The following is a 23,089-nucleotide window of genomic DNA, read 5'->3' as shown; positions in this document are numbered from 1 at the left end:
TCTGGTGATGGCAAGATTAAATACATGCCTTCAGATAAACGCTACAAGTCCGCCACTGCCTTATTCCTGGGCGCAGCAGTATTCATCATCGTCGGCATCGTCGTGCTGTGGTGGGACAGTCAACAAGAAGTAGTTTTCTACTCTGGATCCTATGTACCGCTGGTCGAAGACTCTGAAACCTACTTCGGCCCGGGTCCCGCCGAAGTTCTCGGTTGGGTGCTGGCTTTGCTCGGCGTTGGCGCGCTGGGGGTTGCCGGCGGCTTATCGCTTCGCCAGCTCGCTCGGTTCAAGGCCTGGTTCCTGATCGCCGGGCTGTTGTTGGCAGCAGGTGGCATCGGAGCACTGCTATGGGACTACAACCAGGTTCGAACCTTCGGCTGGTTCGCCTATGCTCCGCTGAGCGAAGCAGCATTCGTTCCTGACAGCGCAGCCCACGTCATGGGCGAGCTGGGACTTGTGGCAGGAACCCTGCTGGCCAGCAGCTACCTGGGGTTCCGGCTCGGGTCCAAGCCCAGCGGCTCAGCCATCCGCGGCTAAAACAGCGAGTTGCTGTGCGCCGCAATCAGCTCCGGCGAATTATTGCGCACATTGCCAACAGCGGTATCGACCTCATGCATGGTCCATTGGGAAGCCACATCGAAAGCTTCGGCGCGAATCTGCTCGATCAGCCCTTCACCGTCTTCCTCGGCAGGGTTCATCCACCGGCCCATCATCTCCTTGCCCAACGGAATGGGCAGGCGATCATGCAGGCCCGCAAGTTCGCCGAGCACCCCGGGCTCTTCCGCCGAAGGTGAATCCATGGTCATGATCGAGGTGGAAAGAATCCAGGACCCGTCCTGGTCCTTCCACCATTCGTAGAGGCCGGCGAAGAAGATCAGCTTTCCATCCTCGCGATGCACGTAGAAGGGGCGCTTTTTGCTGCCTTCCTTTTTCCATTCGTAATACCCTTCCACCGGGACGACGGCACGGCGCTTCTTCACCGCCGAACGGAAGGTCGGCTTGGTGCTGGCCGTCTCGCTGCGCGCATTGAAGGCGCGCACCCCGACCGCCAGCTCCTTGGCCCATCCTGGCACCAGCCCCCACCGTGCTACATGGATCTGGCGGTGCAGCTCATCGTCGATCAGCCGCTCGAGCACAACCGGCACGTCGGTAGTCGGAGCAACGTTCCAGGACTGGCGCAGTTCCAGATTGGCGTCCGCTTCCGCCTCGGCCTCTGCCACCAGATCGCCGATGGCTCTGGCCATCACATATCGTCCGCACATCGCCTACCCCTTAGAACCGGCATCAAGGAAAATCTGCTCCCCAGTCTAGCGAGCGGAGCAAAAGAATCCAGCGAACTTTTTCTACCGCTCCGGGAACAAAGTAAACATCATTGCCGTTACACCATGTATGAGCAACGAATTGAACCTTGACCAGTACGTTCCCGCTGCCGGCGGAGTCACCATGTTCACCACCAGCTGGTGCGGCTACTGCCGCAACCTCAAGCGCCTGATGGACCAGAAGGGTGTCGCATACACCGAGGTGAATATCGAAGAAGTCGAAGGCACCGCAGAGATCGTCGAGGCGTTCAACAACGGCAACCAAACCGTGCCAACCCTGATCTTCCCGGACGGCACCGCAGCCACCAACCCGCGCATTGACGAGGTTGTTGAGCGAGTCGGCGCCTAGATCCGGCCGCGAACCAAAATCGGCACCCGCATCGGGTGCCGATTCTTTTTTAAGCTGTGCTAGATGCCTTGCAGCGTGGCGTGCTCGCTATATTCGTCGAGCAGCGCTGAAATAAATGCTTCGGTGGTGACAGCGGCGAGCAGATCATTAGCCGCGCCTACCGTCGTGGGATCCATTGGAATGCCCATTGCTTGGTAGACCCCATCGAGGACTTGCCGCAACGGCGCGGAATCCTCGACAACAAAGACCGAAGAGAACAGCCATGCCCCGGAAACCACACGCTGAGCTGTGCCTGCCAGCTTCACTGGATAGTTGCGCGGCGATTTCCCATCAGGGAGGCCATGCACCGAATGATCTCCCGGGCAATACTCCCCCGGGATTGGCCCGACTTGCGCATTCACGCCAAGGCGCTGGAAAGCGTTGGCATACACCCGCGCGAAGACCTCGAAGCGATTCTGCTGGCGCATCACCGCCTCGGCTTCGGGCTCAATATGATCAACGATCAATGTACCCCGGTGATACGCGGCGGCCCGGCCTCCAGCTTTGCGCACCAAAGGAGCAAAGCCTTGCTGCTGCGCTACGTCACGAGCCGCCTCATAGCCCTCTAGCCGCACATCGCGCTGGCCGAAGGCCAGGGTCGGGTCCGGACGATAGAGCCGTAGCAGCGCGCCGCTTTCGCCAGATTGGACGCTGCGCAGCAGTTGCACTCCACGTTCTAGGTCAGCAGCCGGGTCTCCGGTAGGATTTTCGATTTCCACAGATAACGGCGCATCTGACTGGGGGTTCCACAAACTCATAAATCTGAGTCTAATTCAGCAATTCGCTCCAGGCGGAGTAGATGTCACAGCATCCGATTGCCGATGGCCGAGGTTTCTGGGCCATAATAAAAGGCGTGCCAAATTCTTCTACCCCTGTCATCCTGATCGGCGGACCGTCCGGCTCCGGCAAGTCCTATCTCGCGTCGAAATTCGGCCGACCCCACCTGCCGCTTGACGAGTTCTACCGCCAGATCAGCGAAGACGGGAATCCCGTTGATTTCCCCCGTACCGATTACGGCGAAATCGATTGGGACAATTCGGCTACCTGGAATCAGGAAGCCGCACTGCAGGCTATCGATGATTTGCTCCACCACGGTACCACTCTGGTCCCCAACTACTCGATCACGACCTCGAGCTACAACGGGCATCGTGAAATCGCTTGCGCAGACGGGCCGATTGTCGCCGAAGGCATCTTCCTCTACGAAATCCTTGATCCGCTGCGCGCCAAGGGCATTAACGTCCAAGCGTATTACGTCGACGAACCTGCATTGGTAACTGCTCTTCGACGGTTCGTGCGCGATGTAGCACAGCGCCGGAAACCGGTCCTGTTCTTGGTCAAGCGCGGCTATGCACTTTTCCGGGCCCACGGTGCAGACCGGGAAAAGTACCGCCAGCGCCAGTTCACGCTGAAGTCCAAGCCAGAGCTCAAGAAGCTGCTGGCCAAGCTTTCAACCGGCGCATCGAGCTAGCGCGAACGGACCGTCAGGATCTGTTCAGCACGGCCGAAAGGGCCTGCTTCATCGTGCAATACCGTTGAGGTCAGGCCGATGCCGTCTGTGCCGAAGCTCTGCTGGACATCCAGGCCCAGCCACTTGCCCTCGGGCTTGCGGTACATGTGGATCTGCAGATCCACGTTCGGGTAGATCCAGGTTCCTTCACCCGGATCCACGCGCGGCACCACACCGTTTGCCGTGTCGATCATTCCCACCAAGCTGGACAACGCTGTGGCGTCTCCTGTGTCGACGAGGTCATAAGGAGTACGCAGCCACGCAAAACCTCGACCCGGCCGCAGCTCATCATTGGCGCGCATCTCGATGGATTTGATGTAGCCGCCGGGCCACTGCTCACTGATTTCGCGCACCGCGCAGGCCTCTGGGCCTGGGATTTCCTTGTCTTCAACCCCTGCAACAGCACTGGTGTCACCCGTAATCACCCGCCACGCGCGCGCAACGATGCTGGTGCGGCCCTTGGCCGTCATTTCGGCCTCGATCAATTCGATCGTCCGGCCGGGACGGACCATTCGCGTTGAGATCTCGAATTCTCCGGCGTGAATAAGGCCATGGATCTCATAGCTGATCCGTGCGATGCGCATGTCTTCACGAGGCTGGAAATTTTCCAAGGCGTAGGCCAAGATTCCAGAGGCGGGACCCATGTGCTGCTCATGGGGATTCCACGCACCTTGGGAATGCCACGACGAGCGATAGCGGCCTTCACCGAGTGCTTCGAAATAGAAATCGCCATCAGCTAGGACCTGTTCAAGCTCCTCGTTGAGCTGGTGCGTCATCGTTGCCCTCCTGGCATCGCAGTGTTCAATACTCTGCCCTCAGGTTATCCAAGAGTAATTGAAATCACTAAACTAGCTGGCTGTGTCGTGCTCATGGGCTCGTTGGCCTGCATTATCCATGATTCCGAGCACCTCGGCAATGCCATTGACCGCCCACAGGGCATGAGGAGTCATTGTGTCGAACTGCGCAGATTGCCCCGCCTTCACGTGATAGGTGCGATCTCCTAGCTTTAGCTGGATTTCTCCGAGGAGCACTGTGAACCATTCCTTGCCCGGATGAATACGCAGCTCGGTGGGAGCAGGCGCCTGCGAAGGGTCGAAACGCATTTTCGACACATTCACCCCGTTAACTGCGTCATCGGTGGACAGCTTCCACATGGTTATCCCGGGCATCGAAATCGGCTCCGGGCGGATAATAATCTCGGCTTCAGAGGTCGATACGAACTCATCCAAGCTGGTATTCAGTGCCTTGGCTATTGGAACCAGCTGGTCAAGAGCAATACGCCGGCCTCCCGTTTCAATCCTGCTGAGCGTGGAAACGCTCAGGGAAGCCTTGCTCGCCAACGATTCCAACGACCAGCCGAGGTTCTGCCGCAACGTTCTTATGCGCTGGCGGATAACTTGGTCAACTTCGAATTCTTGCGTCATGCGCAAAACGGTACACCCCACAGCGCAAAACGTCGATACCGTGGACACAACATCACAAATAGCAGGGAGAGGAATCATGGAACATTTCGAAGCGATCATTATCGGCGGCGGCAGTGCCGGGCTCGCGGCCGCAGTCGCATTGGGCCGCTCACGGCGCACTGTCCTGGTCATCGACGAGGGAAATCCGCGGAACGCGGCAGCGCAGCATGCCCACAACGTTCTGGGAAACGAAGGCATCAACCCGCTGGACCTCCTGGCCCGCGGACGGCAGGAAGCGATTAGCTATGGCGCGCGGATCATCGAAGGCGAGGTGGAGAACCTCACCGGTTCACTGGACACCGGATTCAACGTCTCAGCTGAAGGGAATACCTTTAGCGCCGAACGAATCGTGCTGGCAACGGGCCTCATTGATGATTTGCCGTCGATTCCGGGGCTGGCCCAAGCATGGGGTGATACCGCGATCCATTGCGCATACTGCCACGGCTGGGAAGTGCGTGACCAGGAGATCCTGGTACTCGGAATCGGCCCCATGAGCACGCACCAAGCAATGATGTTCAGCCGGCTCAGCTCGAAGATCACCTTCGTCAACCACACCCCGGATGCATTGAACGATGAAAATCGCGCGACACTTGCCGCATTGGGAATACCGGTGGTTGAGCAGCCAGTGAAAGCAATCGATTTCGACACCCAGGGGACTCTGGATTCAGTCACGCTGGCAGACGGCCAGAAGATCAGCGCTCAAGCTCTGGTAGTTGCAAGCCGAATGAACGCACAAGCCTCGCTCTATCTCAAGCTCGGCGGACAGCTTGCCGAGCACCCGCTTGGCACCTTCATCCAGGTCAATGAAATGGGTGCCACAGCCCTGCCAGGGGTTTATGCGGCAGGGAATGCCAGCAACCTAGGCGCGATGGTCATGGCAGCAGCCGCAGCCGGAACGATCGCCGGAGCAGCCATAAATGCGGATCTGCTCGGAAATCAGCTAGCTAAGGTCCAGGCGCAAGCGAATCCGTAACTGCTGGCTCTACCCCTTCGGGCACCGGCCCAAACGGGGTAGAGCCAGGGCCGCAGGGTGAGCATGAAAATAGCCCGCATCAATTTTCCGGAAAAATAATATTTACTAAAACACTAGTCAACAGGCAAATAACGAATGTCGATGCAACGATTTGCATTGCCAAAACGCCCAAGTATCACGCATCACGCCCCACGGACCAACGATCAATGGTACGCTTGATTTGTTACCTCAACGGTTGCAGGTGTGAGTCCCCGCCAGTAATTGTTAGCAGTAGGATTTGTAGCACAGCCAACAAATCGTCTGTGCTTTACAAATCGGTTCATCGATCTTCAGATCGAATGAGCTCCTATCGAAACGAATTCTTCATCTTCTCTTCTTCACTGCAGATAAAACATCTCGACGACTCCGTACGTCACTTTTCTGTGGATTCCTTGTTCTACTCCGCTAGCGTGGGGTCATTACCCGTTAGCAGCCTGGAATCCGACGATGTTTAAGCAAGTGCAGCGACCCCCGTTTTGGCCGATACCGGCAAAATCAGTATTCGATTCTCCGTATCGACGGCAGGCGAATCGTTCTCGGCAGCTCTGCGCGAGGTAACCCCTAAATTTTCCGATTCGGAACTTCGGATCGGCAACCAGGCCACATCGTGGCCAATCAATAAATAAGGATATAACACTATGGCCACTGGCACCGTGAAATGGTTCAACGCTGAAAAGGGCTTCGGCTTCATCGCTCCTTCGGATGGATCGGCTGACGTCTTCGCACACTACAGCGCAATCCAGAGCTTCGGTTTCCGTAGCCTCGAAGAGGGCCAGACTGTTGAGTACACCCTGGAAGCTGGTCCAAAGGGCCCACAGGCAACCAACATCCAGGCTCGCTAAGAGACTTTCTTCAAAGGTGTAGTTCCCCGCAAGGTTGGAACTGCACCTTTGTTGCTTTTAACCGGTTCTTAGCTGCAGGCTTCGACCGGAGGTCGTTCGCGAAGGACCCCAACGCCAAGCAATCTACCTGGCAGTTCCGTCTGCTTCGGGGGCAAGCGGAAAGCAGCAGCTATCGGCATCGGTAGCCGGAGTTCAGCTCGGAATTCGACTATCAACTGCACGGGCTAGTAGATTGCGGAAACTCCACTGTGGCGCCACGGCAATGAATCGAAAAGGGAGCTGCATTCGCGACAGGTTAGGAACGGTTGCCGGCGATCCGTTGGAGACCGGACTACTTGCCTGGGTAACTTTGCTGAACCCGATTCTTCGAATTCGCCCACCAGTCCCAGTTCATCGAGCACGTGCAAAGTTGACGGACAGATGGTGCCACCGCGAAAGTCCCTGAGGAACTCACGGTGCTTTTCATGAACCGCTACTGGCACACCGCTGCGAGCAGCATTAAACCGGCGGCCATTCCAGCCGGCCCTCCCCCAACTTTGATTCACTGCCTTCTGCCTGCCATGAATATGCTCTCCTTCATTTGAAATGCCTATTATCGAGTTAGATTTGCACCCTACTCGTGAACAGTTCCAGCGCTATTAGACTTCATATTCACAGCGATCATGAACATCGCGAAAATCAACAGCACCACGGCCAGTCCGCGGAACCCTACAGCTGCCAAAATTGGGCCAGCGGTGAGACCGCCAAGCACACCAGCCAGATTCATGCAGAGGTCCGACGTGCCCTGCAACTTCGGACGTTCGGCAAGGCCAACTGATCCAGTAATCATCGTTGCGCCTGCAACCGTCGACGCCGACCAACCGAGGCCTAGACTAAGCAACGCCAAAGTTGTCACGGTATGGTTCTCTGCATTGCTCCATACCAAGATGCTTGCGGTAACTAGCAACGCCTGCCCGGTAAAGATGACCGTTCGTGGACCTAGCATATCTGTGAGCCAGCCAAAGACTGGTGAGAGCGCATACATCCCCGCAACATGGACCGAAATGGTGATCCCGATGAGCGTGAGGCTTGCCCCTTGATGCTGCATGTGAATTGGAGTCATCGACATCATGGACACCATATAAAGATGAGTCAAGGCGACGGTAAGCACGGCATGCCTGGCAGCAGAAGTGTTTCTTAGGATGCTCCAGCCGCGGCGGCGAAGCTGAACCTCGCTCGCTTGGGCAGCCGCCTGACGCTGTGCGATCTGCAACGGATCGGGACGCAAGCCCAGCCAGTAGACAAGAACCCCTACCAGCTGGGCGCACATCGCAATAAGAAAGCCGCCGGTAAACGGTGGAAGGCTAATGAACTGCGCTAGCTCTTCTCCAGGTTCAAATAAATTCGGGCCGATGACTGCACCCGCAGTTGTTGACCACACAACCAGGGAAAGGTCACGGCCTCGTGTAGCCGTGGTGGACAAGTCGGTGGCGGCGAATCGAGATTGGAGGTTCATTGCCGAACCTGTTCCCAGAACCAGCATTCCAAGCAGCAGCAACGGCCAGTATCTCAGAAAAGCTGCGGCAATGATGACGACAACACCGCTGGCTGCCAGCAATGCGCCGGTCGACAGCGAAATACGCCGGCCGAACTTCTGGGCAAGCAATGCCAAAGGCAACGCCATGATGGCAGCACCTAAAGTATTCATGGTCGCGGCCATGCCAGCCAATGCATCGAGTCCGGAAATGCTTACGATCAGCAGCGACCCCAAAGTCAGGGTTGCGCCACCGCCTAGACCTCCAAGAATTTGTCCCGCAGCGAGGACGGAAATCGACTTGCGTCGAATCCGCTGAATCTGCTGGTCATCCAATGAACGCTGTTCATCCGAAGTGGATTCGATCTGCACATTGACTCCCCCGCATTTATAGCTACCTGTACTGTCTAAGTATCTACTATTTATCTCCGAGCGTTGAGTGCGCCGCTGTGCATGACTATGGACCCACCGAAGCTGGGCTATAGCCGGAGTGGTCGCATCCCCATGAATTTCCAATTCAATGGGCTAGGTAACTCACATTGGTTGCGGATCCGCATCTTTCGACGCTCGAATAATACTGGCGTATCGCTCTGCCGGGTCAGCAGGCAGTCCCACTTTAAGTTCACGGTTCACATCAACAGCGAACACCTCTGCGGCTCCGGATTGGAGTCCATCTCGCGGTCTTCAGACCCCAGTTTGGCTGAGCCGTCGGCGAAGGCGCAAAATTTCGGACCCGTATGTGAGATCGGTCCTTTCGAATAGGGCAACGGCGGCGCATGCTTCTGTGGAAGCATACCGAGATTGCTATTACGCCTACTCAAGTTACTCGTTTTCACGAATCGCTGCCGTAGGCAGCTTACCTTTCGCTGCCTCAAGACCACTGCCTCCAAAGCTCAAAATACGTGCCTTGTCCGGCGCAGTCTCGATCGTTTCCATGACGTGCACCGCGAAGAGCGCCACTTGAGCTTCAAGTGGTTCGAGTTGAGGCCAGATCTCTTCGCCACCAGATTGAACCGCGTGATTGAGCACTTCTTCGAAAGTGCAGTCGAATGCGTATAGCTCTTGGGAGTCGGCATACCGCAAGAATACGTATCCATCTTCAGCAGGAGGCACAATAAAGACCTCGCCAAGCCCCGATAATTGGTGTTTCAATCGCTCCAGTTTGCCTGGCAAGCTAGGCATTTGGACCCCCATTCTTGCTTTGGCAGAGAACCATAATGATGCAGCGATCTGATTATTCGGCCGCCGTGCTGAGGTCTCTCCCTTCTGCTTTTGTGGCCGAAGGAGTTTTTGCCTTAAGAGGCTGGACTCGCGTGGATGCTAGTCAAACCCCGTTGCTCACGATACCTGCGAAATCTCGCCATTTCGCGTTCATCTGCGGTTGCGGGCCAGGTTGCTTCCGCCCAAGCCATAATTCCCCGCGATCTGGCGGTTGTCCTTGTCTCGATGGGGATACTGCGAGAACGAACTCCAGATTTCATAACCGCTGCTCACCGCGCAAACGGGACATTTGTCCACGCACCGGGTTCGCACGTGATAACCATTGGCGTTTCCAACACCACAGGCTCCCCAAGATCTTGCTCGGTCCACCGCTGACGTACCGTTAGCCCAGCCGGATACGTCAACTTCGGAACAGCTTAAATGCCAGCAGGCCCGGACTCTGCATGAGTCCGGGCCTGCTGGCCATCACCAATTAGGCTGAAGATTTTCTAGATTAGAAATCCCAGTCTTCGTCTTCGGTGTTCACTGCCTTGCCGATCACGTACGACGAACCGGAACCGGAGAAGAAGTCGTGGTTCTCATCAGCGTTCGGGCTCAACGCAGCCAAAATCGCTGGCGACACATCGGTCACGGTCGATGGGAACATCGCCTCATAGCCCAGGTTCATCAGCGCCTTGTTGGCGTTGTAGTGCAAGAACTTCTTGACGTCCTCGGACAGGCCTACCGGATCATAGAGATCGTGGGTGTACTGGACTTCATTTTCGTACAGTTCATACATCAGCTCGAAGGTGTAGTCCTTCAGCTCCTGCTTGCGCTCCTCGGTCTCGTTTTCTAGACCCTTCTGGAACTTGTATCCGATGTAGTAACCGTGAACAGCTTCGTCGCGGATGATCAGGCGGATCAGGTCTGCAGTGTTGGTCAGCTTCGCATGCGAGGACCAGTGCATTGGCAGGTAGAAGCCCGAGTAGAACAAGAACGATTCGAGCAGGGTCGAAGCAATCTTGCGCTTCAGTGGATCTTCGCCGTGGTAGTAGCTCTCAATGATCTGAGCCTTCTTCTGCAGGTTCACATTTTCAGTGGACCAGCGGAAGGCTTCGTCGATTTCCTTGGTCGATGCCAAGGTCGAGAAGATCGAGGAGTAGCTCTTTGCGTGTACCGATTCCATGAAGGCAATGTTGGTGTACACGGCTTCTTCGTGTGGGGTGATCGCATCTGGAATCAGCGAAACAGCGCCAACGGTGCCCTGCAAGGTATCAAGCAGGGTCAGACCGGTGAAGACGCGCATGGTCAGCAGCTTCTCGTCTTCGGTCAGGGTTCCCCACGACTGGATGTCGTTGGACAGCGGCACCTTCTCCGGCAGCCAGAAGTTATTGACGAGGCGGTTCCAGACCTCTACGTCCTTGTCGTCCTGGATACGGTTCCAGTTGATTGCCTCAACCTTGTTGGTGAGCTGAATCTTCTCGGTCATTGCCCCTCATCGAAAAGCTAAATCGTATTAAGAACTTTGCTTACAACTCTACCGTTCTTTCGAACGCCGCCTGTACAGCAAGGCCCCAAGTTATTGTCAGATCGCTGACACGATCTGAGGTCGTTTTGATATGCAACAGCTGCCGTTGGACGAAACCATGCGGCAGCTGTTGCGTGATGCCATTGCCCGGCTAACCGGTCAATGGATCAAGGTCTTACAGTGCGCAGGAAACGCAGCCTTCAACCTCGGTGCCTTCCAGCGCAAGCTGGCGAAGGCGGATGTAGTACAGGCTCTTGATGCCCTTGCGCCATGCGTAGATCTGGGCCTTGTTGATGTCACGGGTGGTGACAGTGTCCTTGAAGAACAAGGTCAGCGACAGGCCCTGGTCTACGTGCTGGGTTGCGGCAGCGTAGGTGTCAATGATCTTCTCGTAGCCGATTTCGTAAGCGTCTTCGTAGAAGTCGATGTTCTCGTTGTTCATGTAAGGAGCCGGGTAGTAAACGCGGCCGATCTTACCTTCCTTGCGGATCTCGATCTTCGCTGCGACCGGGTGGATCGAGGAAGTCGAGTTGTTGATGTACGAGATCGAACCGGTGGGAGGAACTGCCTGCAAGTTCTGGTTGTAGATGCCGTGCTCCATGACAGAAGCCTTCAGCGCCTTCCAGTCTTCCTGGGTAGGAATCTGCATGCCGTCGAACAGTTCGCGCACGCGCTCGGTAGCTGGAACCCATTCCTGCTCGGTGTACTTGTCGAAGAATTCACCCGAGGCGTACTTCGAGTTCTCGAAGTTATCGAAGGTCTCGCCGCGCTCCATGGCGATCTTGTTCGATGCAGTCAGTGCATGGAACAGGATCGTGTAGAAGTAGATATTCGTGAAGTCGATGCCTTCTTCGGAGCCGTAGTAGATGTGCTCGCGGGCCAGGAAGCCGTGCAGGTTCATCTGGCCCAGGCCGATGGCGTGCGACTTGCTGTTGCCGTCAGCAATCGAAGGAACCGAGGCGATGTAGGACATGTCCGAGACTGCGCTCAGGGCACGGATGGCGATGTCTACCGAGGTAGCCAGATCCTTGCCGTCCATGGCCTTGGCGATGTTCATCGAACCGAGGTTGCAGGAGATGTCCTTGCCGACGGTCTTGTAGCTCAGGTCGTCAGAGAACTCCGAAGCGGAGGAAACCTGGAGGATTTCCGAGCACAGGTTCGACATGGTGATGCGGCCGGCAATCGGGTTGGCCTTGTTCACGGTGTCTTCGAACATGATGTACGGGTAACCGGACTCGAACTGGATCTCGGCCAGGGTCTGGAAGAACTCGCGGGCGCTGATCTTCGTCTTCTTGATCCGAGCGTCGTCTACCATCTCGTAGTACTTCTCGGTGACGGAGATTTCGCTGAACGGTACGCCATAGACGCGCTCGACGTCGTACGGGCTGAACAGGTACATGTCTTCGTTCTTGCGAGCCAGCTCGAAGGTGACATCCGGAATAACAACACCCAAGGACAGGGTCTTGATACGGATCTTCTCATCAGCGTTTTCGCGCTTGGTGTCCAAGAAGCGGTAGATATCCGGGTGGTGTGCGTTCAGGTAAACGGCACCTGCGCCCTGGCGTGCACCGAGCTGGTTTGCATAGGAGAAGGAATCTTCAAGAAGCTTCATCACCGGGATGACGCCGGAAGACTGGTTCTCGATCTGCTTGATCGGCGCACCGTGCTCACGCAGGTTGGTCAGCGATAGGGCAACGCCACCTCCGCGCTTGGACAGCTGAAGCGACGAGTTGACTGCGCGGGCAATCGATTCCATGTTGTCTTCGATGCGCAGCAGGAAGCAGGAGACGAGTTCGCCACGCTGTGCTTTGCCGGCGTTCAGGAAGGTTGGGGTGGCAGGCTGGAAGCGGCCTTCAATGATTTCATCGACCAGGTGCATGGCCAGCTTTTCATCGCCACGTGCCAGGTGCAGGGCAACCATGCATACGCGGTCTTCGTAGCGTTCCAGGTAGCGCTTGCCATCGAAGGTCTTCAGCGTGTACGAGGTGTAGAACTTGAAGGCGCCCAAGAAGGTTTCGAAACGGAACTTCTTGCCGAAGGCGTGCTTGAACAAATCCCGGATGAAGTTCATCGAGTACTGATCGAGGGTTTCACGCTCGTAGTACTCGTGCTTGACCAGATATTCAAGCTTCTCATCGAGGTCATGGAAGAACACGGTGTTGTTGTTCACGTGGTCCAAGAAGTACTGGCGAGCCGCGTAGCGGTCCACCTCAAACTGGATCTTTCCATCTGGTCCGTAAAGGTTCAGCATGGCGTTGAGGTCGTTGTAGCTCAAGCCCTGGAACTGGGCTGGGAGCTCCTTTGAGCTATTCATCGTTGCTGCCGGTTCTGCGACGCTGGTGTCCAAAAGGTTTCAAGCCCTTCTTTGACGTTGAGAACGTCTTCTGAGGTTCCCATAATTTCGAATGTGTAAAGCACGGGTACGTTGCATTTCTCGGCAATGCGTTTTGCCGCAATGCAGTAGTACTCGCCAAAGTTTGTGTTCCCTGCACCGATCACGCCGCGAAGATTCACGCGGTTCGCTTCATGCCGCAGGAACTTCATGATCTGCGGCATGATCGAGCGCTTGCCACGCTCTCCGCCATAAGTGGGTATGAGCAGCACGTACGGTGCAGTTGAGATCAGCTGCGGTTCGGTCGCATAGACCGGAATCCGTGCGGCATCCATCTCAAGTTTGTCCACGAAACGCTTGGTGTTCTCCGAAACAGATGAAAAATAGATCAGTTTCGAATCGGTGAGTTCCAGCGGTTCCTGGGCCTCAGCATGTTGCCTATCGGCAAGCGCTGCAGGTGACATTGCTTTTCGCCTCCACTACAAGCTAGCGGATGGAATTCTTGATTAGTTGGCTGGAGCCAGCAGCTCGATCTTGTCTGGGCGGAAGCCCGACCAGTGATCGTCATCGGTGATTACGACAGGTGCCTGCATGTAGCCCAAGCCACGAACGTGCTCCAAAGCTGCCGCATCCTGAGAGATGTCTACCTTGTTGTACTCGACACCCTTCTTATCCAGCGCGCGGTACGTAGCGTTGCACTGAACGCAGGAAGGCTTCGTGTAAACCGTGATGGCCATGTCCCTGATCCCCTTTAAAAAGTCTTGGTTTCGGCTAAGATCCCGGATTTTCGGAAAAGTCCTAGCCATCCTCTCGGATGCCTCAAAACCACTGTTTCGAGGTGCTTCTGGTGCGAGCCGCACCGACGGGTTCAATACTACATCTTGTGTTTGGCGGGTCAAGCGGCCACAACATGATGTATTACAAGTATGTCATTCATCCACGGCAACGTCCACAGGAACTGTGGATATTAACCCCCGTTTAAACCGCGATTTCTCGCGGACTCGAGACCTTTGTCCACAGGTTGGCAGAAGTCCGCTGTGGGTTAAAAATTCTTCTTGTGAGATGTTCGTCGGCGTGTTCTGCACCCTCCATGTAGTTCGGGGTACACGGTGTGCACCACTACATGTAGTGTCGCCCCTGGCACCCACAGTTTGGCCGACGCACGACCGGCTGTGGAGAACGCGCAGCAAGGGCAGCTGGCGATTTGCCAGCTGCCCTTGCAACGAAGCTCAGTGGCGACGCAGAAGCGACTTAGTCCGGGTAGGTGCGGGCACCGAAGATTCCCTGGCCTACACGCACGACGGTGGCCCCCTCGGCGATGGCCAGCTCGTAGTCTCCGCTCATGCCCATGGACAGGTGCTGGAAGCTTTCAGGAGCATCCTGCTGCAATTGGTCACGGGTTTCGCGCAGCAACGCAAAGCTGCCACGGATAGATGCTTCGTCCTTGGTATTTGCGGCCATGGTCATCAAGCCCACTGGCGTCAACCGATCCAGCGGCGCCAACCCGCCAAGCAAGTCCGCTGCCCCAGCAGCTTCGATGCCTGATTTGCTTTCCTCGCCGGAGGTATTGACCTGGATGAAGACTTCGAGCGTCCGATCCTCTGCCTCCAAACGGCGTTGCAGGGTCTGTGCCAGTTTCAGCGAGTCCAAGGCATGGAACTCATCAGCGAACTTCGCCACGAACTTCGCCTTGTTGGTCTGCAAGGGACCGATAATCGCATAACGCAGGTGCGGGAAATCCTCGCAGAAGTGCTCGTACTTGCCTTGGGCCTCTTGGACCTTATTTTCCCCCAGCGTGTCCACACCGGCAGCAATGGCCAATGCCAAGCGCTCGAAATCGATGGTTTTGGTGACCGGCAGCAGCCGAACCGAGCCAGCGTCGCGGCCGGCAGCCAGCGCCGCCGCGGCGATCTTCTGGTTGACAGCAGCCAGGTTGCGGGTGAAATCCTCGATGGTGGCCGCGTGGGTAGCGGCAGGTTGCGAAGCCAAAGCGCCAACTTTCTTGATGTCACAAACGTGTTGCTGGTGCCAAGGGCACCAGCAACAAGCATAGGCATAAAAGGACTAGAACAATTGCCGCCAATTGGTTTTAGCCAGATTCAGCAGCTCGTCGCCACGCCCGGAGAGCACGGTGCGTATGGCATACAAGGCAAATCCCTTGGCTTGTTCCAACTTGATTTCCGGTGGCATCGACATCTCCTGGCGGTCGGTCACCACATCCAGCAGCGCAGGACCGTCATGGGCCAGGAATTCTTGCACCGTGGCTTCAAGCTGCGCCGAATCATCTACCCGGTAGCCCTTGAGCCCCGAGGCGGTAGCCACGGCCCCGAAGTCGGGGTTGTGCAGATCGGTGGCGTAGGTGACGAACCCGGCGGCCTTCATTTCCAGTTCCACGAAATTCAGCGAGGAGTTGTTGAACACCACGATCTTGATCGGCAGCTTGTTCTGCGTGGCGGTCAGCAGCTCACCGAGCATCATGGCCAATCCGCCGTCACCGGCGAACGCGATAACCTGGCGCTGCCGGTCAATTGCCTGGGCGCCCAGGGCATGGCACAGTGCGTTGGCCATGGAACCGTGGTTGAAGGAGCCGAGCACCCGTCGCTTGCCGGTCATGGTCAGGTAGCGGGCTGCCCAAATCACCGGAGATCCCACATCGGCGGTGAAAATCGCATCCTCATCTGCGTGCTGGTCGATCAGCCGGGCCAGATACTGCGGATGGATTGCAGCACCCGGCTTGGAGGGCGTGGCGAGCTCGTCGAGCTTCGTACGGGTCTTGCGGTAATGCTCCACCGCTGTCTCCAGGTGCTTGCGGTGGGTCTGCACCGGCAGCAGCGCATCCAGAGCCGCCGCGGTGTCCTTCACGGTGCCCACCAGCGGGATGTCCACCCGGGTGCGCTTGCCGATCTGCTCGCCGCGGATATCCACCTGGATGATGGTCGCGTCCTGCGGGTAGAACTGCTGGTAGGGGAAGTCGGTGCCCAGCATCAGGAGCACGTCGCATTCGGCAATCGCCTTGGCGCCCGAAGCGAAACCCAGCAGGCCCGTCATGCCCACATCGAAGGGGTTCTCGTACTCGATATGCTCCTTGCCTCGCATCGCATGCACGATCGGCGCCCCGAGCTTGCCAGCCAGCGCGATCACCTCGTCATGAGCTCCTGCCACGCCCGCACCGGCCAGAATGGTGACCTTGCGCGAGCCTTCGAGGATCTCTGCGGTACGCTCCAGCTCGTCTTCATTGGGCAGCACCCGCGGGTTGGTCTTGGTGATTTCCTGGGTGGGCGTGCGTTCCATCTCCGCCAACGCGACATCGCCGGAAATCACCAGTACTGCCACGCCGCGCTTCTCGATGGCCTCGCGCATCGCAATGCGCAGCATGCGCGGCATCTGCTTGGGGTCGGAAACCTGTTCGGCATAGACCGAGCAGCCACGGAAGACTTCCACCGGGTGGGTCTCCTGGAAGTAGTTGGAACCGATCTCCTCGGTAGGGATGTGCGCTGCAATCGCCAGCACCGGCACGCGCGAGCGGTTCGCGTCGTACAGCCCGTTGATCAGGTGCAGGTTCCCCGGACCGCAAGAGCCGACGCATACCGTCAGCTCTCCGGTGATTCCGGCTTCGGCCGCCGCGGCGAAGGCAGCGGCTTCCTCATGGCGGTGGTGGACCCATTCGATCCGCCCGTTCTCCCGCAATGAATCGGTCAAGCCGTTCAGGGAATCCCCCGGAAGGCCGTAAATCCGGCGCACTCCCTGGGTATCGAGCTGTTCAATCAGGTGGTCGGCTACGGTAGGCAAAACATTCCTCCTGCACACAATTTTCCAGTGGGTCTATTCTTCACCCTACTGCGCCAGCCACCTTGTGTCATGGGTTTTTGACGCTGCCGAAGGTTCCTCCCAACACACCGGCAGGTGGCGCACGCAACGAGCGCTGCCTACCGGGCAACGCCGGCTACCCCGCACCGGTCCACCCAGGTCCACCGCGCCTTCTTTCCCGGCGTCCCGGGGCCTGTGGGCGAAGCGCGCCGCGGCGGATCATCGATGGGAGCCAGCCGTGGTATCCAACAGCATGCGCCGGCTCAGCAGCATGGCCAAGGGAGCGGCCGCCGCCAATGCCCAGGCCGCGTAGAGCACCCGCGCAATCACGGTGCTGCCGACGCCGAAAATCAGGAAACCCTGGATGAAGACAAGGCAGAGCAGCGCCATGGGATGCGACGCGGTCCAAGCCAACACGACCCAACCGGCCAGCAGCAGCGGTCCTCCGGAGAAGAGCACCAGGCCCGGTCGCCGATCCGATAGCCGCCCTGCGCTGGTTACGCCGAGGAAGGATCCGAGCCCGAACAGGACCAGCGCGGCCCAAACCCATCCCTCGGCCACGCCGGCGGTGATAGCCGCAACCGGCGCGATGAAGGTGAACGCCGCGAAGGTGCCCCCGTTGACCAGCGTTCCCAGTGCCATGGCCAGGATGAGCGGCCGCGTGGCCAACTGGCTCAGTTCGGCACGCACCGCGTCACCGCCGGGTGGACCGGGGCGCTGCCCGCCATTGGATAGGCTGGAAGCTGCAGCAGAGAACTTCAAGGAGAGACGATGCCCGAACCGCGCCGCATGGCCAATACCACCGAGCTGGCCGCCGGAAAAACCAACGGAGCGATCTGGAAGCTGGAACCCGGGCAGCGCGACCTCGACGCCAACGTGATCTCGCTGGCCCCGGCCGGGGAAATCGGGGAGCACCAGGGCCCGGAGCTGGACGTGGTGCTGCACGTCTTCGCCGGCTCCGGGGTGCTGCATACCGCCAGCGGATCCATCGAGCTGGCCATCGGCGACATCATCTACCTGCCCGCCCGCTCCCAACGGCGCTTCGTGGCCGGCGAAGCGGGCCTGGGCTACTTCTCGGTGCACCAGCGCAAGAAGCGGGCCGGGCTCATGCCCGCCCTGCGTGGCAGCTAGCTCCAGGCCCCGGTCTGGATGAAGCGCTCCAGCTGCGCGGCGTAGGGCTCCAGGTCCAGGCCCTGCTCGGCCACCCACTGCTCGTTGTAGTAGGTGTTCGCGTAGCGCTCGCCGGAGTCGCAGATCAGCGTCACCACCGAGCCCTGCTCGCCGCGTTCGAGCATCTGGGCGATGATCCCGAACGCCGCGTAGAGGTTGGTCCCGGTGGAGCCGCCGGCAAAGTAGCGGGTCTTGGCGCGCAGGAAATGCATGGCTGCCAGCGAGGCGGCGTCGGGCACCTGCACCATCTGGTCGATTACCCCGGGCACGAAGCTCGGTTCCACGCTGGGCCGGCCGATCCCCTCGATGCGAGATCCCTGCCCCGTCGCGTAGCCCATGTCCCCGGTGCGCCATCCCCCGTAGAAGGAGGAGCCTTCCGGATCGCCCACGCAGATCCTGGTTTCGTGCCGCTTGTAGCGCGCATAGCGCCCGAAGGTGGCGCTGGTGCCGCCGGTCCCGGCACCGACCACGATCCAGCTGGGGATCGGGTGGGTTTCGGCGGCCATCTGCGCGTACACCGACTCGGCAATGTTATTGTTCCCGCGCCAATCCGTCGCCCGCTCGGCATAGGTGAACTGGTCCAGGTAGTAGCCGCCGGTTTCGGCCGCCAGCGCGCGGGCCGCCTCATCGACCTGGCCGGCCGCGTCCACCAGGTGGCAGCGCCCGCCGTAGAACTCGATCAGCTCGATCTTCTCGCCGCTGGTGGATTTGGGCACCACCGCGATGAAGTCCAGCCCCAGCATCCGCGCGAAGTAGGCTTCGGAAACGGCCGTGGATCCGCTGGAGGCCTCCACCAGCGTGGTGCCTTCGCCGATCTTCCCGTTGACCAGCCCGTAGAGGATCAGCGAGCGTGCCAGCCGGTGCTTGAGCGAACCGGTGGGGTGCACCGACTCGTCCTTCAAATAGAGCTCGATCCCCCAGTGGGCGGGAAGTTCGAAGCGATGCAGGTGGGTGTCGGCGCTGCGGTTCGCGTCAGCGTCGAGCAGGGAAATGGCATGGCGTACCCAAAGATCTGTCATGGCTCCACTCTAACCGTGGCGAACGGTTTTAACCCTTGGCGGCGTGGTACCTTCGGAATCGTGAAAAGAAGGCTGGTTACCGGCGGTTATGCCGCCATCATCCTGCTCGGCTTGGGCTGGGCGGCGTGGGCGGTGCTTTCCGCCGCCGGGCTGGAAACACTCGCCGGCGGGTGGATGGGGCAGGACGCCACCGTCACCTCGGTGCCGCGCATCGGGCAGCTGCCCTGGTTCGGGCTGATGGCCGCAGTGGCGTTCTACGCGATCTGGCAATGCCTGCCGCAAGAACGCACCGGGTTCCATCGGCGGCTGCGCCCCTGGGTGCTCGGCGCGGTGCTGTGCAATGCGCTGTGGGTGGCGTTCTTGGAGCGCGACCGCATCGGCACTTCGCTGGTGTTCGGCCTGCTCCTGCTGGCATTGCTGATCCGCATCGTGGTGATGATCGGCAAGACCCCTGCCCTGCAGCAAGTGGACCGGTGGATTACCCGCGCCAGTTTCGGGCTGTTCACCGGGTGGCTTTCGGTGATCGTGCTGGCCGAAACTGTCGCCTTCGCCGCCCTGTCCGGGGCCGACGCCAGCTCCCTGATGTTCAAGGGCGCCTGCGCCCTGTCGGTGCTGCTCCTGGCGCTGTTCCTCAGCGCGGTGAGCTTCAAGAATCCCATGGGGATCTACCTGAACGCCGGCGCGCTGTGGGTGATCGGCTGGATCATCGTGGATCGCTACACCGGCCACGCCACCTCTCCCGGGTTTGCCACGGTGCTTTCGATCGCGGCGATACTGATGCTGCTGTGCCTGCTCAGCGCGCTGCGGACCCGCATTCGCAAGCTGCGCCCGCCCGCAGCCTCCCAGTAAATTCCCAGTTCGCAGTCAGCGCAACGGCGCGGCCTTGAGTGCCCACCCCCGGCTGGCTAGGCTGGGAGCTGAGACCTCAAGGTCCACCAGACTCAAGGTCCATCAGAGAGGAACAACATGTCGAAGACTGCCAAGAGCTTGAAGCAAGTTGAAAAGTCGCTGGCGAAACTCGCCAAGGCTGCCAAGGAAGAGCTGCCGAAGGAAATCCGTGGCGGCTGGAACGAGGCCGTCTCCGGTGTCAACACCGAAGCCATCAGCAAGGCCGGCGCCAACCTGATCGAGAATGTCGGCGGGAATTCCAAGGCCGCCAAGCGTGCCCGCGCCTCGGTGGAGAGCGCTGTGCAGGCCGCGCAGAAGAACCTCGCCGCCCAGGACAAGAAGTCCGGCAATGGCGGCAAGTTCCTGGTCATCTCGCTGATCATCGCCGTCGTGGCCGCGGTCGTGATTTCGCAGAAGAAGAACTAGCTGTCAATACCGAAGGCGTGGCACCTGCATAGGTGCCACGCCTTCGCTGTTTTCCTGGTTCCTTCCGCTCGGCCTACTTCGCCCGGGCCCGTGCGGTCTTGAGGGCCGCCGCGGCGCCGAGCAGCGCGATCACTGCACCCACCGGAATCAGCCAGAAGCTGTTCGCACCGGTATCGGCGAGGTGTTCGCTGGCTTCCGGCTGGGCTGGATCCGCGGCCTGCGGCGCCTGGGACTGGCCAGCTTCCCGGGTCGGATCCGGGACCTGCGAAGGATCGTGCGATTCCCCGCTCGGCTGCGGCGAGGGGTTCCGGGTTGGTTCCGCGGCTAGCTCTTCGCCCTGGTCTTCACCCTGTTCTTCGCCTGGCGCGTCGCTTGGTGCCTGGCCGGCCAGCTCGAAGACCTCTTCCACCGCACCGAGGTTCGCGAAGACGGTCTCGCCGGTGGCCTCATCCACCGCATCGTTATCGGTCACCATGTAGAGGTGGCCATCGGCTACGGCCAGCCCCTCCAGCTTTTCCTGGGTCCATCCGTTGGTTTCCTGCAGGGCAGGCAACGCATCGGCCGCCAGCTTCTTCTCGACCAGCGGCACCTCTCCGGCTACGGCTTGCGGAAGCCGGAACTGGTAGATCGCCTTGTGCTTGGCGTTCGGACCCACCTGGTTATCGCGTTCGATCACCGCATAGGAGCCATCGGGCAGGGCGGTGATTTCCGACAGGCCATTCCATGCACCTTCGGCAGCCGCGTCCAGCCGGTAGCCGTACCAGCTGAATTCCCCGGTGGACGGCAGGTACTTGCCCAGGCGGACGAAGTCCTCGCCGGGCAGTTCGCGCTGCACGGCGAACACTACTTCTTCCTGTTTCCCGGAGCCGGTCGCGGCAATGCCTTCCAGCCCGTGCTTGCCCAGCCCCGCCAGTGCAGGCAGCGCGACTTCTTCTTGCACCGCACCGGCCGCGTCGATGCGCACCAGCAGGTTTTCCGCCCCGGTGGCCCCTTCATGGGCGGCCCAGAAACCGCCCTCCGCGCGGGCGGCAATGCCTTCCAGGTCCAGTTCGGTACTGGCCGAGGTCACCGCCATCGACGATTCCACGGTGGCCGGGGTGCCGGCGCCCAGGGTGTAGATGCGCGGCTGGTACGCGTTGTCGCTGACCGCGAAGAGCTGCGAAGCATCGGCCGGGTTGGCCGACAGGCCGCTGAGCGCACCGAATGGCACCGGATCGGCGGCATCCGAGGACAGCTGCGGGAACTGCGGCGCGGCGGCGCCGAAGGAGTACAGGGACACCGCCGAGCGCACCTGGCCCTCATCGGTTTCCGAGGCGATGGCCAGCAGGTTGCGCCCGGGGATCGGCAAGATCCCTTCCGGGCCGTTGGTGGTCGGCAAGCTTTGCAGATAGCGCGGGCTGGATGGCTCGGACAGGTCGTACACGGCCACGAAGTTCCCGCGTTCGGCCGCGATGAATCCGTAGTCCACGCCGCCGAATTCGGCGATGGCCAGCCCTTCGGGCTCAACGCCCTTCTTCCCTGCGCGCTGCTCCGGGAACAAGCCCTGGGATAGCGCGAGGTGCTCGAAGCTATTGCCCGCATCCCACACCACGTCGCCGGTGGCGGAATCGAAAATCGTGAATCCGCGGCTGCCGCCCTTCCAGTCGCCCTCATTGGCCGTGGCCAGATAGCGGTCCTGGATCCAGCCGATGGCATCGGGCTCGCGCGGCACGCGCTTCAGCTCCCCGCTGGGATCGAGCACGCCGTCCTTTTCGGTGTCGATCCCCGCCAGATCCACGGTCCCGGTGCTGAAGGCGCCGGTAACCCCGCCCGAGGCCAGGTCCACCAGCACCACGCCGTTGTTTTCCTGGAGGGTTGCCGCCAGCTGGTTCTTCTCGTTGATCGTGACGTACTCGGGCTCGGGGTCTTGCGGGGTGTCGAGACCGGCCGCGGCCAGCAGCGGCAGCGCAATCGGTTCGGTGCGGGAACCGGAGGTGAGCGGGACTTCGCGCAGCTTCCAGCCGGCCGGGTCCGCGCCTTGCAGGTCCATGATGGCGATCGATCCGGCCGGGGCTTGCGGCAGCGCGCCTTCGCCAGCGTCCTCGTCGCGTTCATTCTCGATGGCGATGCCCGCGTAGGCACCGTCGGCAGACAGCGCGATGGAATCGGGCTGGCCTGGCAGCGCAAAACTGTGCACCAGCGTGCGGTCGGCAATCCGCACCACATCCACCCGCCCCGAGGGGTCGCTGTAGCTGGCCGAGGTGTTCACCACCACGAACACGTAGTCGCCGTAGGCGGCCACGCTGGTGGGCTCGTCCTCGGCGCTGCCCAGCTGGTGCAGGCCCAGCAGGCCCAGGCCCTTCGGCGCGGCAGGGTTGGAAATGTCCAGAAAGCCGACGCTGCGCGAGAGCGCATCGGAGTAGATCAGCGTGTTGCCGTCCGCCGATACGGTGGAGATTTCTGCGGCGGTCTGGGCCGCGGCGCCCTCGGGATGGTTCTGGTAGACCGGGTAGGTGGCCTCGCGTTCGAAGTACTCCCCCGGGTCCGCGGCGGCGGCTAGCGGCGACAGGCTCGCGGCGATGACGGCGGCGGCCAGGACTCCCGGGGCCTTCTTGGATATGCGGTGCACGTAGTTCTCCCCCATGCTGGTTGCGGATGACTCCCCAAGAGTTCCAGCACCACCTAGCCAGAAAGTG

The 23,089-nt window shown here is 59.6% G+C and carries 22 protein-coding genes and 1 pseudogene; 8 read left to right on the top strand and 15 right to left on the bottom strand.

Annotated elements, in window-relative coordinates:
* Nucleotides 1-24 precede the first annotated feature (24 nt).
* Nucleotides 25-537 (top strand): hypothetical protein, encoded by a 513-nt coding sequence (locus tag ACIOU9_RS04385; RefSeq protein WP_105661388.1) that lies wholly within the window; start codon nt 25-27, stop codon nt 535-537.
* Here ACIOU9_RS04385 and ACIOU9_RS04380 read toward each other — a convergent pair.
* The gene (locus ACIOU9_RS04380) at nt 534-1,262 is read right to left on the bottom strand and encodes an SOS response-associated peptidase (protein ID WP_402696130.1); all 729 of its coding nucleotides are present in this window, start codon (nt 1,260-1,262) and stop codon (nt 534-536) included. The genes ACIOU9_RS04385 and ACIOU9_RS04380 overlap by 4 nt on opposite strands.
* A gap of 127 nt (nt 1,263-1,389) precedes the next feature.
* On the opposite strand from ACIOU9_RS04380, the gene ACIOU9_RS04375 reads away from it, so the two are divergent.
* Entirely contained in the window at nt 1,390-1,668 is a 279-nt protein-coding gene (locus tag ACIOU9_RS04375; protein ID WP_105661390.1) for a glutaredoxin domain-containing protein, read from the top strand.
* A gap of 59 nt (nt 1,669-1,727) precedes the next feature.
* On the opposite strand, the gene ACIOU9_RS04370 is transcribed toward ACIOU9_RS04375, so the two are convergent.
* On the bottom strand, nt 1,728-2,465 hold the full coding sequence (locus tag ACIOU9_RS04370; protein WP_105661391.1) for a lipoyl protein ligase domain-containing protein: 738 nt from the start codon (nt 2,463-2,465) through the stop codon (nt 1,728-1,730).
* A gap of 95 nt (nt 2,466-2,560) precedes the next feature.
* Here ACIOU9_RS04370 and ACIOU9_RS04365 point away from each other — a divergent pair, with 95 nt between their 5' ends.
* Nucleotides 2,561-3,175, top strand: a complete 615-nt coding sequence (locus ACIOU9_RS04365) for a uridine kinase (RefSeq protein ID WP_105661392.1) — start codon at nt 2,561-2,563, stop codon at nt 3,173-3,175.
* Here ACIOU9_RS04365 and ACIOU9_RS04360 read toward each other — a convergent pair.
* Nucleotides 3,172-3,990 carry a thioesterase family protein gene (locus ACIOU9_RS04360; RefSeq protein ID WP_332595148.1) on the bottom strand — a complete coding sequence of 273 codons (819 nt, stop codon included), beginning with the start codon at nt 3,988-3,990 and terminating at the stop codon, nt 3,172-3,174. The two genes, ACIOU9_RS04365 and ACIOU9_RS04360, sit on opposite strands and share 4 nt — an antisense overlap.
* Nucleotides 3,991-4,062: 72 nt before the next feature.
* A complete protein-coding gene (locus ACIOU9_RS04355; protein ID WP_402696127.1) occupies nt 4,063-4,716 on the bottom strand; it encodes a helix-turn-helix domain-containing protein in 654 nt (217 codons plus the stop codon).
* Between ACIOU9_RS04355 and ACIOU9_RS04350 the strand changes: the two genes are divergently transcribed.
* Both ACIOU9_RS04350 and ACIOU9_RS04345 read left to right on the top strand, forming a co-directional pair.
* Complete coding sequence (locus tag ACIOU9_RS04350; protein ID WP_402696126.1) at nt 4,715-5,650, top strand: NAD(P)/FAD-dependent oxidoreductase; 936 nt, start codon at nt 4,715-4,717, stop codon at nt 5,648-5,650. The two genes, ACIOU9_RS04355 and ACIOU9_RS04350, sit on opposite strands and share 2 nt — an antisense overlap.
* A 677-nt stretch (nt 5,651-6,327) precedes the next feature.
* Nucleotides 6,328-6,531, top strand: a complete 204-nt coding sequence (locus tag ACIOU9_RS04345) for a cold-shock protein (RefSeq protein ID WP_013349123.1) — start codon at nt 6,328-6,330, stop codon at nt 6,529-6,531.
* A gap of 613 nt (nt 6,532-7,144) precedes the next feature.
* Here the strand turns inward: ACIOU9_RS04345 and ACIOU9_RS04340 are convergent.
* The 9 genes and pseudogenes from ACIOU9_RS04340 to ACIOU9_RS04300 all read right to left on the bottom strand — a co-directional run.
* Nucleotides 7,145-8,416: an MFS transporter gene (locus tag ACIOU9_RS04340; protein WP_105661395.1), complete on the bottom strand. Its 1,272-nt coding sequence runs from the start codon at nt 8,414-8,416 to the stop codon at nt 7,145-7,147.
* Nucleotides 8,417-8,866: 450 nt separating this feature from the next.
* A complete protein-coding gene (locus tag ACIOU9_RS04335) occupies nt 8,867-9,226 on the bottom strand; it encodes a hypothetical protein (RefSeq protein WP_146112901.1) in 360 nt (119 codons plus the stop codon).
* Nucleotides 9,227-9,758: 532 nt separating this feature from the next.
* The gene (gene nrdF, locus ACIOU9_RS04330) at nt 9,759-10,733 is read right to left on the bottom strand and encodes a class 1b ribonucleoside-diphosphate reductase subunit beta (protein WP_105658533.1); all 975 of its coding nucleotides are present in this window, start codon (nt 10,731-10,733) and stop codon (nt 9,759-9,761) included.
* Nucleotides 10,734-10,947: 214 nt separating this feature from the next.
* Nucleotides 10,948-13,086 carry a class 1b ribonucleoside-diphosphate reductase subunit alpha gene (nrdE, locus tag ACIOU9_RS04325; RefSeq protein WP_105661397.1) on the bottom strand — a complete coding sequence of 713 codons (2,139 nt, stop codon included), beginning with the start codon at nt 13,084-13,086 and terminating at the stop codon, nt 10,948-10,950.
* Nucleotides 13,083-13,568 (bottom strand): class Ib ribonucleoside-diphosphate reductase assembly flavoprotein NrdI, encoded by a 486-nt coding sequence (nrdI, locus tag ACIOU9_RS04320; RefSeq protein WP_105661398.1) that lies wholly within the window; start codon nt 13,566-13,568, stop codon nt 13,083-13,085. Before nrdI ends, nrdE begins: the two co-directional genes overlap by 4 nt.
* Nucleotides 13,569-13,610: 42 nt before the next feature.
* A complete protein-coding gene (nrdH, locus tag ACIOU9_RS04315; RefSeq protein WP_013349130.1) occupies nt 13,611-13,841 on the bottom strand; it encodes a glutaredoxin-like protein NrdH in 231 nt (76 codons plus the stop codon).
* 514 nt (nt 13,842-14,355) lie between these two features.
* On the bottom strand, nt 14,356-15,093 hold the full coding sequence (locus ACIOU9_RS04310; RefSeq protein WP_105661399.1) for a YggS family pyridoxal phosphate-dependent enzyme: 738 nt from the start codon (nt 15,091-15,093) through the stop codon (nt 14,356-14,358).
* A 75-nt stretch (nt 15,094-15,168) separates the two neighbouring features.
* Nucleotides 15,169-16,893: a ubiquinone-dependent pyruvate dehydrogenase gene (poxB, locus tag ACIOU9_RS04305; protein ID WP_105658529.1), complete on the bottom strand. Its 1,725-nt coding sequence runs from the start codon at nt 16,891-16,893 to the stop codon at nt 15,169-15,171.
* Between the two features lie 321 nt (nt 16,894-17,214).
* Nucleotides 17,215-17,598 (bottom strand): annotated as a pseudogene (locus tag ACIOU9_RS04300) (Cmx/CmrA family chloramphenicol efflux MFS transporter); the annotation flags it as partial.
* A gap of 84 nt (nt 17,599-17,682) precedes the next feature.
* Here ACIOU9_RS04300 and ACIOU9_RS04295 point away from each other — a divergent pair.
* Nucleotides 17,683-18,042 carry a cupin domain-containing protein gene (locus ACIOU9_RS04295; protein ID WP_400342420.1) on the top strand — a complete coding sequence of 120 codons (360 nt, stop codon included), beginning with the start codon at nt 17,683-17,685 and terminating at the stop codon, nt 18,040-18,042.
* Here the strand turns inward: ACIOU9_RS04295 and ACIOU9_RS04290 are convergent.
* The gene (locus ACIOU9_RS04290; protein ID WP_402696123.1) at nt 18,039-19,100 is read right to left on the bottom strand and encodes a PLP-dependent cysteine synthase family protein; all 1,062 of its coding nucleotides are present in this window, start codon (nt 19,098-19,100) and stop codon (nt 18,039-18,041) included. The two genes, ACIOU9_RS04295 and ACIOU9_RS04290, sit on opposite strands and share 4 nt — an antisense overlap.
* 60 nt (nt 19,101-19,160) lie before the next feature.
* Between ACIOU9_RS04290 and ACIOU9_RS04285 the strand changes: the two genes are divergently transcribed.
* The gene (locus ACIOU9_RS04285; RefSeq protein WP_105661401.1) at nt 19,161-19,949 is read left to right on the top strand and encodes a hypothetical protein; all 789 of its coding nucleotides are present in this window, start codon (nt 19,161-19,163) and stop codon (nt 19,947-19,949) included.
* 117 nt (nt 19,950-20,066) lie between these two features.
* Nucleotides 20,067-20,414 (top strand): hypothetical protein, encoded by a 348-nt coding sequence (locus tag ACIOU9_RS04280; RefSeq protein WP_105658525.1) that lies wholly within the window; start codon nt 20,067-20,069, stop codon nt 20,412-20,414.
* A 73-nt stretch (nt 20,415-20,487) separates the two neighbouring features.
* On the opposite strand, the gene ACIOU9_RS04275 is transcribed toward ACIOU9_RS04280, so the two are convergent.
* Nucleotides 20,488-23,022 carry an esterase-like activity of phytase family protein gene (locus ACIOU9_RS04275; RefSeq protein WP_332499184.1) on the bottom strand — a complete coding sequence of 845 codons (2,535 nt, stop codon included), beginning with the start codon at nt 23,020-23,022 and terminating at the stop codon, nt 20,488-20,490.
* Nucleotides 23,023-23,089: the final 67 nt, after the last annotated feature.

The organism is Glutamicibacter sp. NPDC087583, assembly GCF_044743685.1.
In the GTDB taxonomy this organism is placed as follows: domain Bacteria; phylum Actinomycetota; class Actinomycetes; order Actinomycetales; family Micrococcaceae; genus Glutamicibacter.
Note: the sequence above shows the minus strand (reverse complement) of the source record. Positions and strands in the feature narration are given on the sequence as shown.

Excerpts from the sequence above, each read along its gene's own strand:
- ACIOU9_RS04290 (WP_402696123.1), bottom strand. The coding sequence starts at position 19,100 with ATGACAGATCTTTGGGTACGCCATGCCATTTCCCTGCTCGACGCTGAC.
- ACIOU9_RS04385 (WP_105661388.1), top strand. The coding sequence starts at position 25 with ATGCCTTCAGATAAACGCTACAAGTCCGCCACTGCCTTATTCCTGGGC.
- nrdE (WP_105661397.1), bottom strand. The coding sequence starts at position 13,086 with ATGAATAGCTCAAAGGAGCTCCCAGCCCAGTTCCAGGGCTTGAGCTAC.
- ACIOU9_RS04280 (WP_105658525.1), top strand. The coding sequence starts at position 20,067 with ATGTCGAAGACTGCCAAGAGCTTGAAGCAAGTTGAAAAGTCGCTGGCG.
- nrdH (WP_013349130.1), bottom strand. The coding sequence starts at position 13,841 with ATGGCCATCACGGTTTACACGAAGCCTTCCTGCGTTCAGTGCAACGCT.
- ACIOU9_RS04295 (WP_400342420.1), top strand. The coding sequence starts at position 17,683 with ATGCCCGAACCGCGCCGCATGGCCAATACCACCGAGCTGGCCGCCGGA.
- ACIOU9_RS04380 (WP_402696130.1), bottom strand. The coding sequence starts at position 1,262 with ATGTGCGGACGATATGTGATGGCCAGAGCCATCGGCGATCTGGTGGCA.
- ACIOU9_RS04360 (WP_332595148.1), bottom strand. The coding sequence starts at position 3,990 with ATGACGCACCAGCTCAACGAGGAGCTTGAACAGGTCCTAGCTGATGGC.
- nrdF (WP_105658533.1), bottom strand. The coding sequence starts at position 10,733 with ATGACCGAGAAGATTCAGCTCACCAACAAGGTTGAGGCAATCAACTGG.
- ACIOU9_RS04375 (WP_105661390.1), top strand. The coding sequence starts at position 1,390 with ATGAGCAACGAATTGAACCTTGACCAGTACGTTCCCGCTGCCGGCGGA.
- ACIOU9_RS04370 (WP_105661391.1), bottom strand. The coding sequence starts at position 2,465 with ATGAGTTTGTGGAACCCCCAGTCAGATGCGCCGTTATCTGTGGAAATC.
- ACIOU9_RS04335 (WP_146112901.1), bottom strand. The coding sequence starts at position 9,226 with ATGCCTAGCTTGCCAGGCAAACTGGAGCGATTGAAACACCAATTATCG.
- ACIOU9_RS04355 (WP_402696127.1), bottom strand. The coding sequence starts at position 4,716 with ATGATTCCTCTCCCTGCTATTTGTGATGTTGTGTCCACGGTATCGACG.
- ACIOU9_RS04345 (WP_013349123.1), top strand. The coding sequence starts at position 6,328 with ATGGCCACTGGCACCGTGAAATGGTTCAACGCTGAAAAGGGCTTCGGC.
- ACIOU9_RS04350 (WP_402696126.1), top strand. The coding sequence starts at position 4,715 with ATGGAACATTTCGAAGCGATCATTATCGGCGGCGGCAGTGCCGGGCTC.
- nrdI (WP_105661398.1), bottom strand. The coding sequence starts at position 13,568 with ATGTCACCTGCAGCGCTTGCCGATAGGCAACATGCTGAGGCCCAGGAA.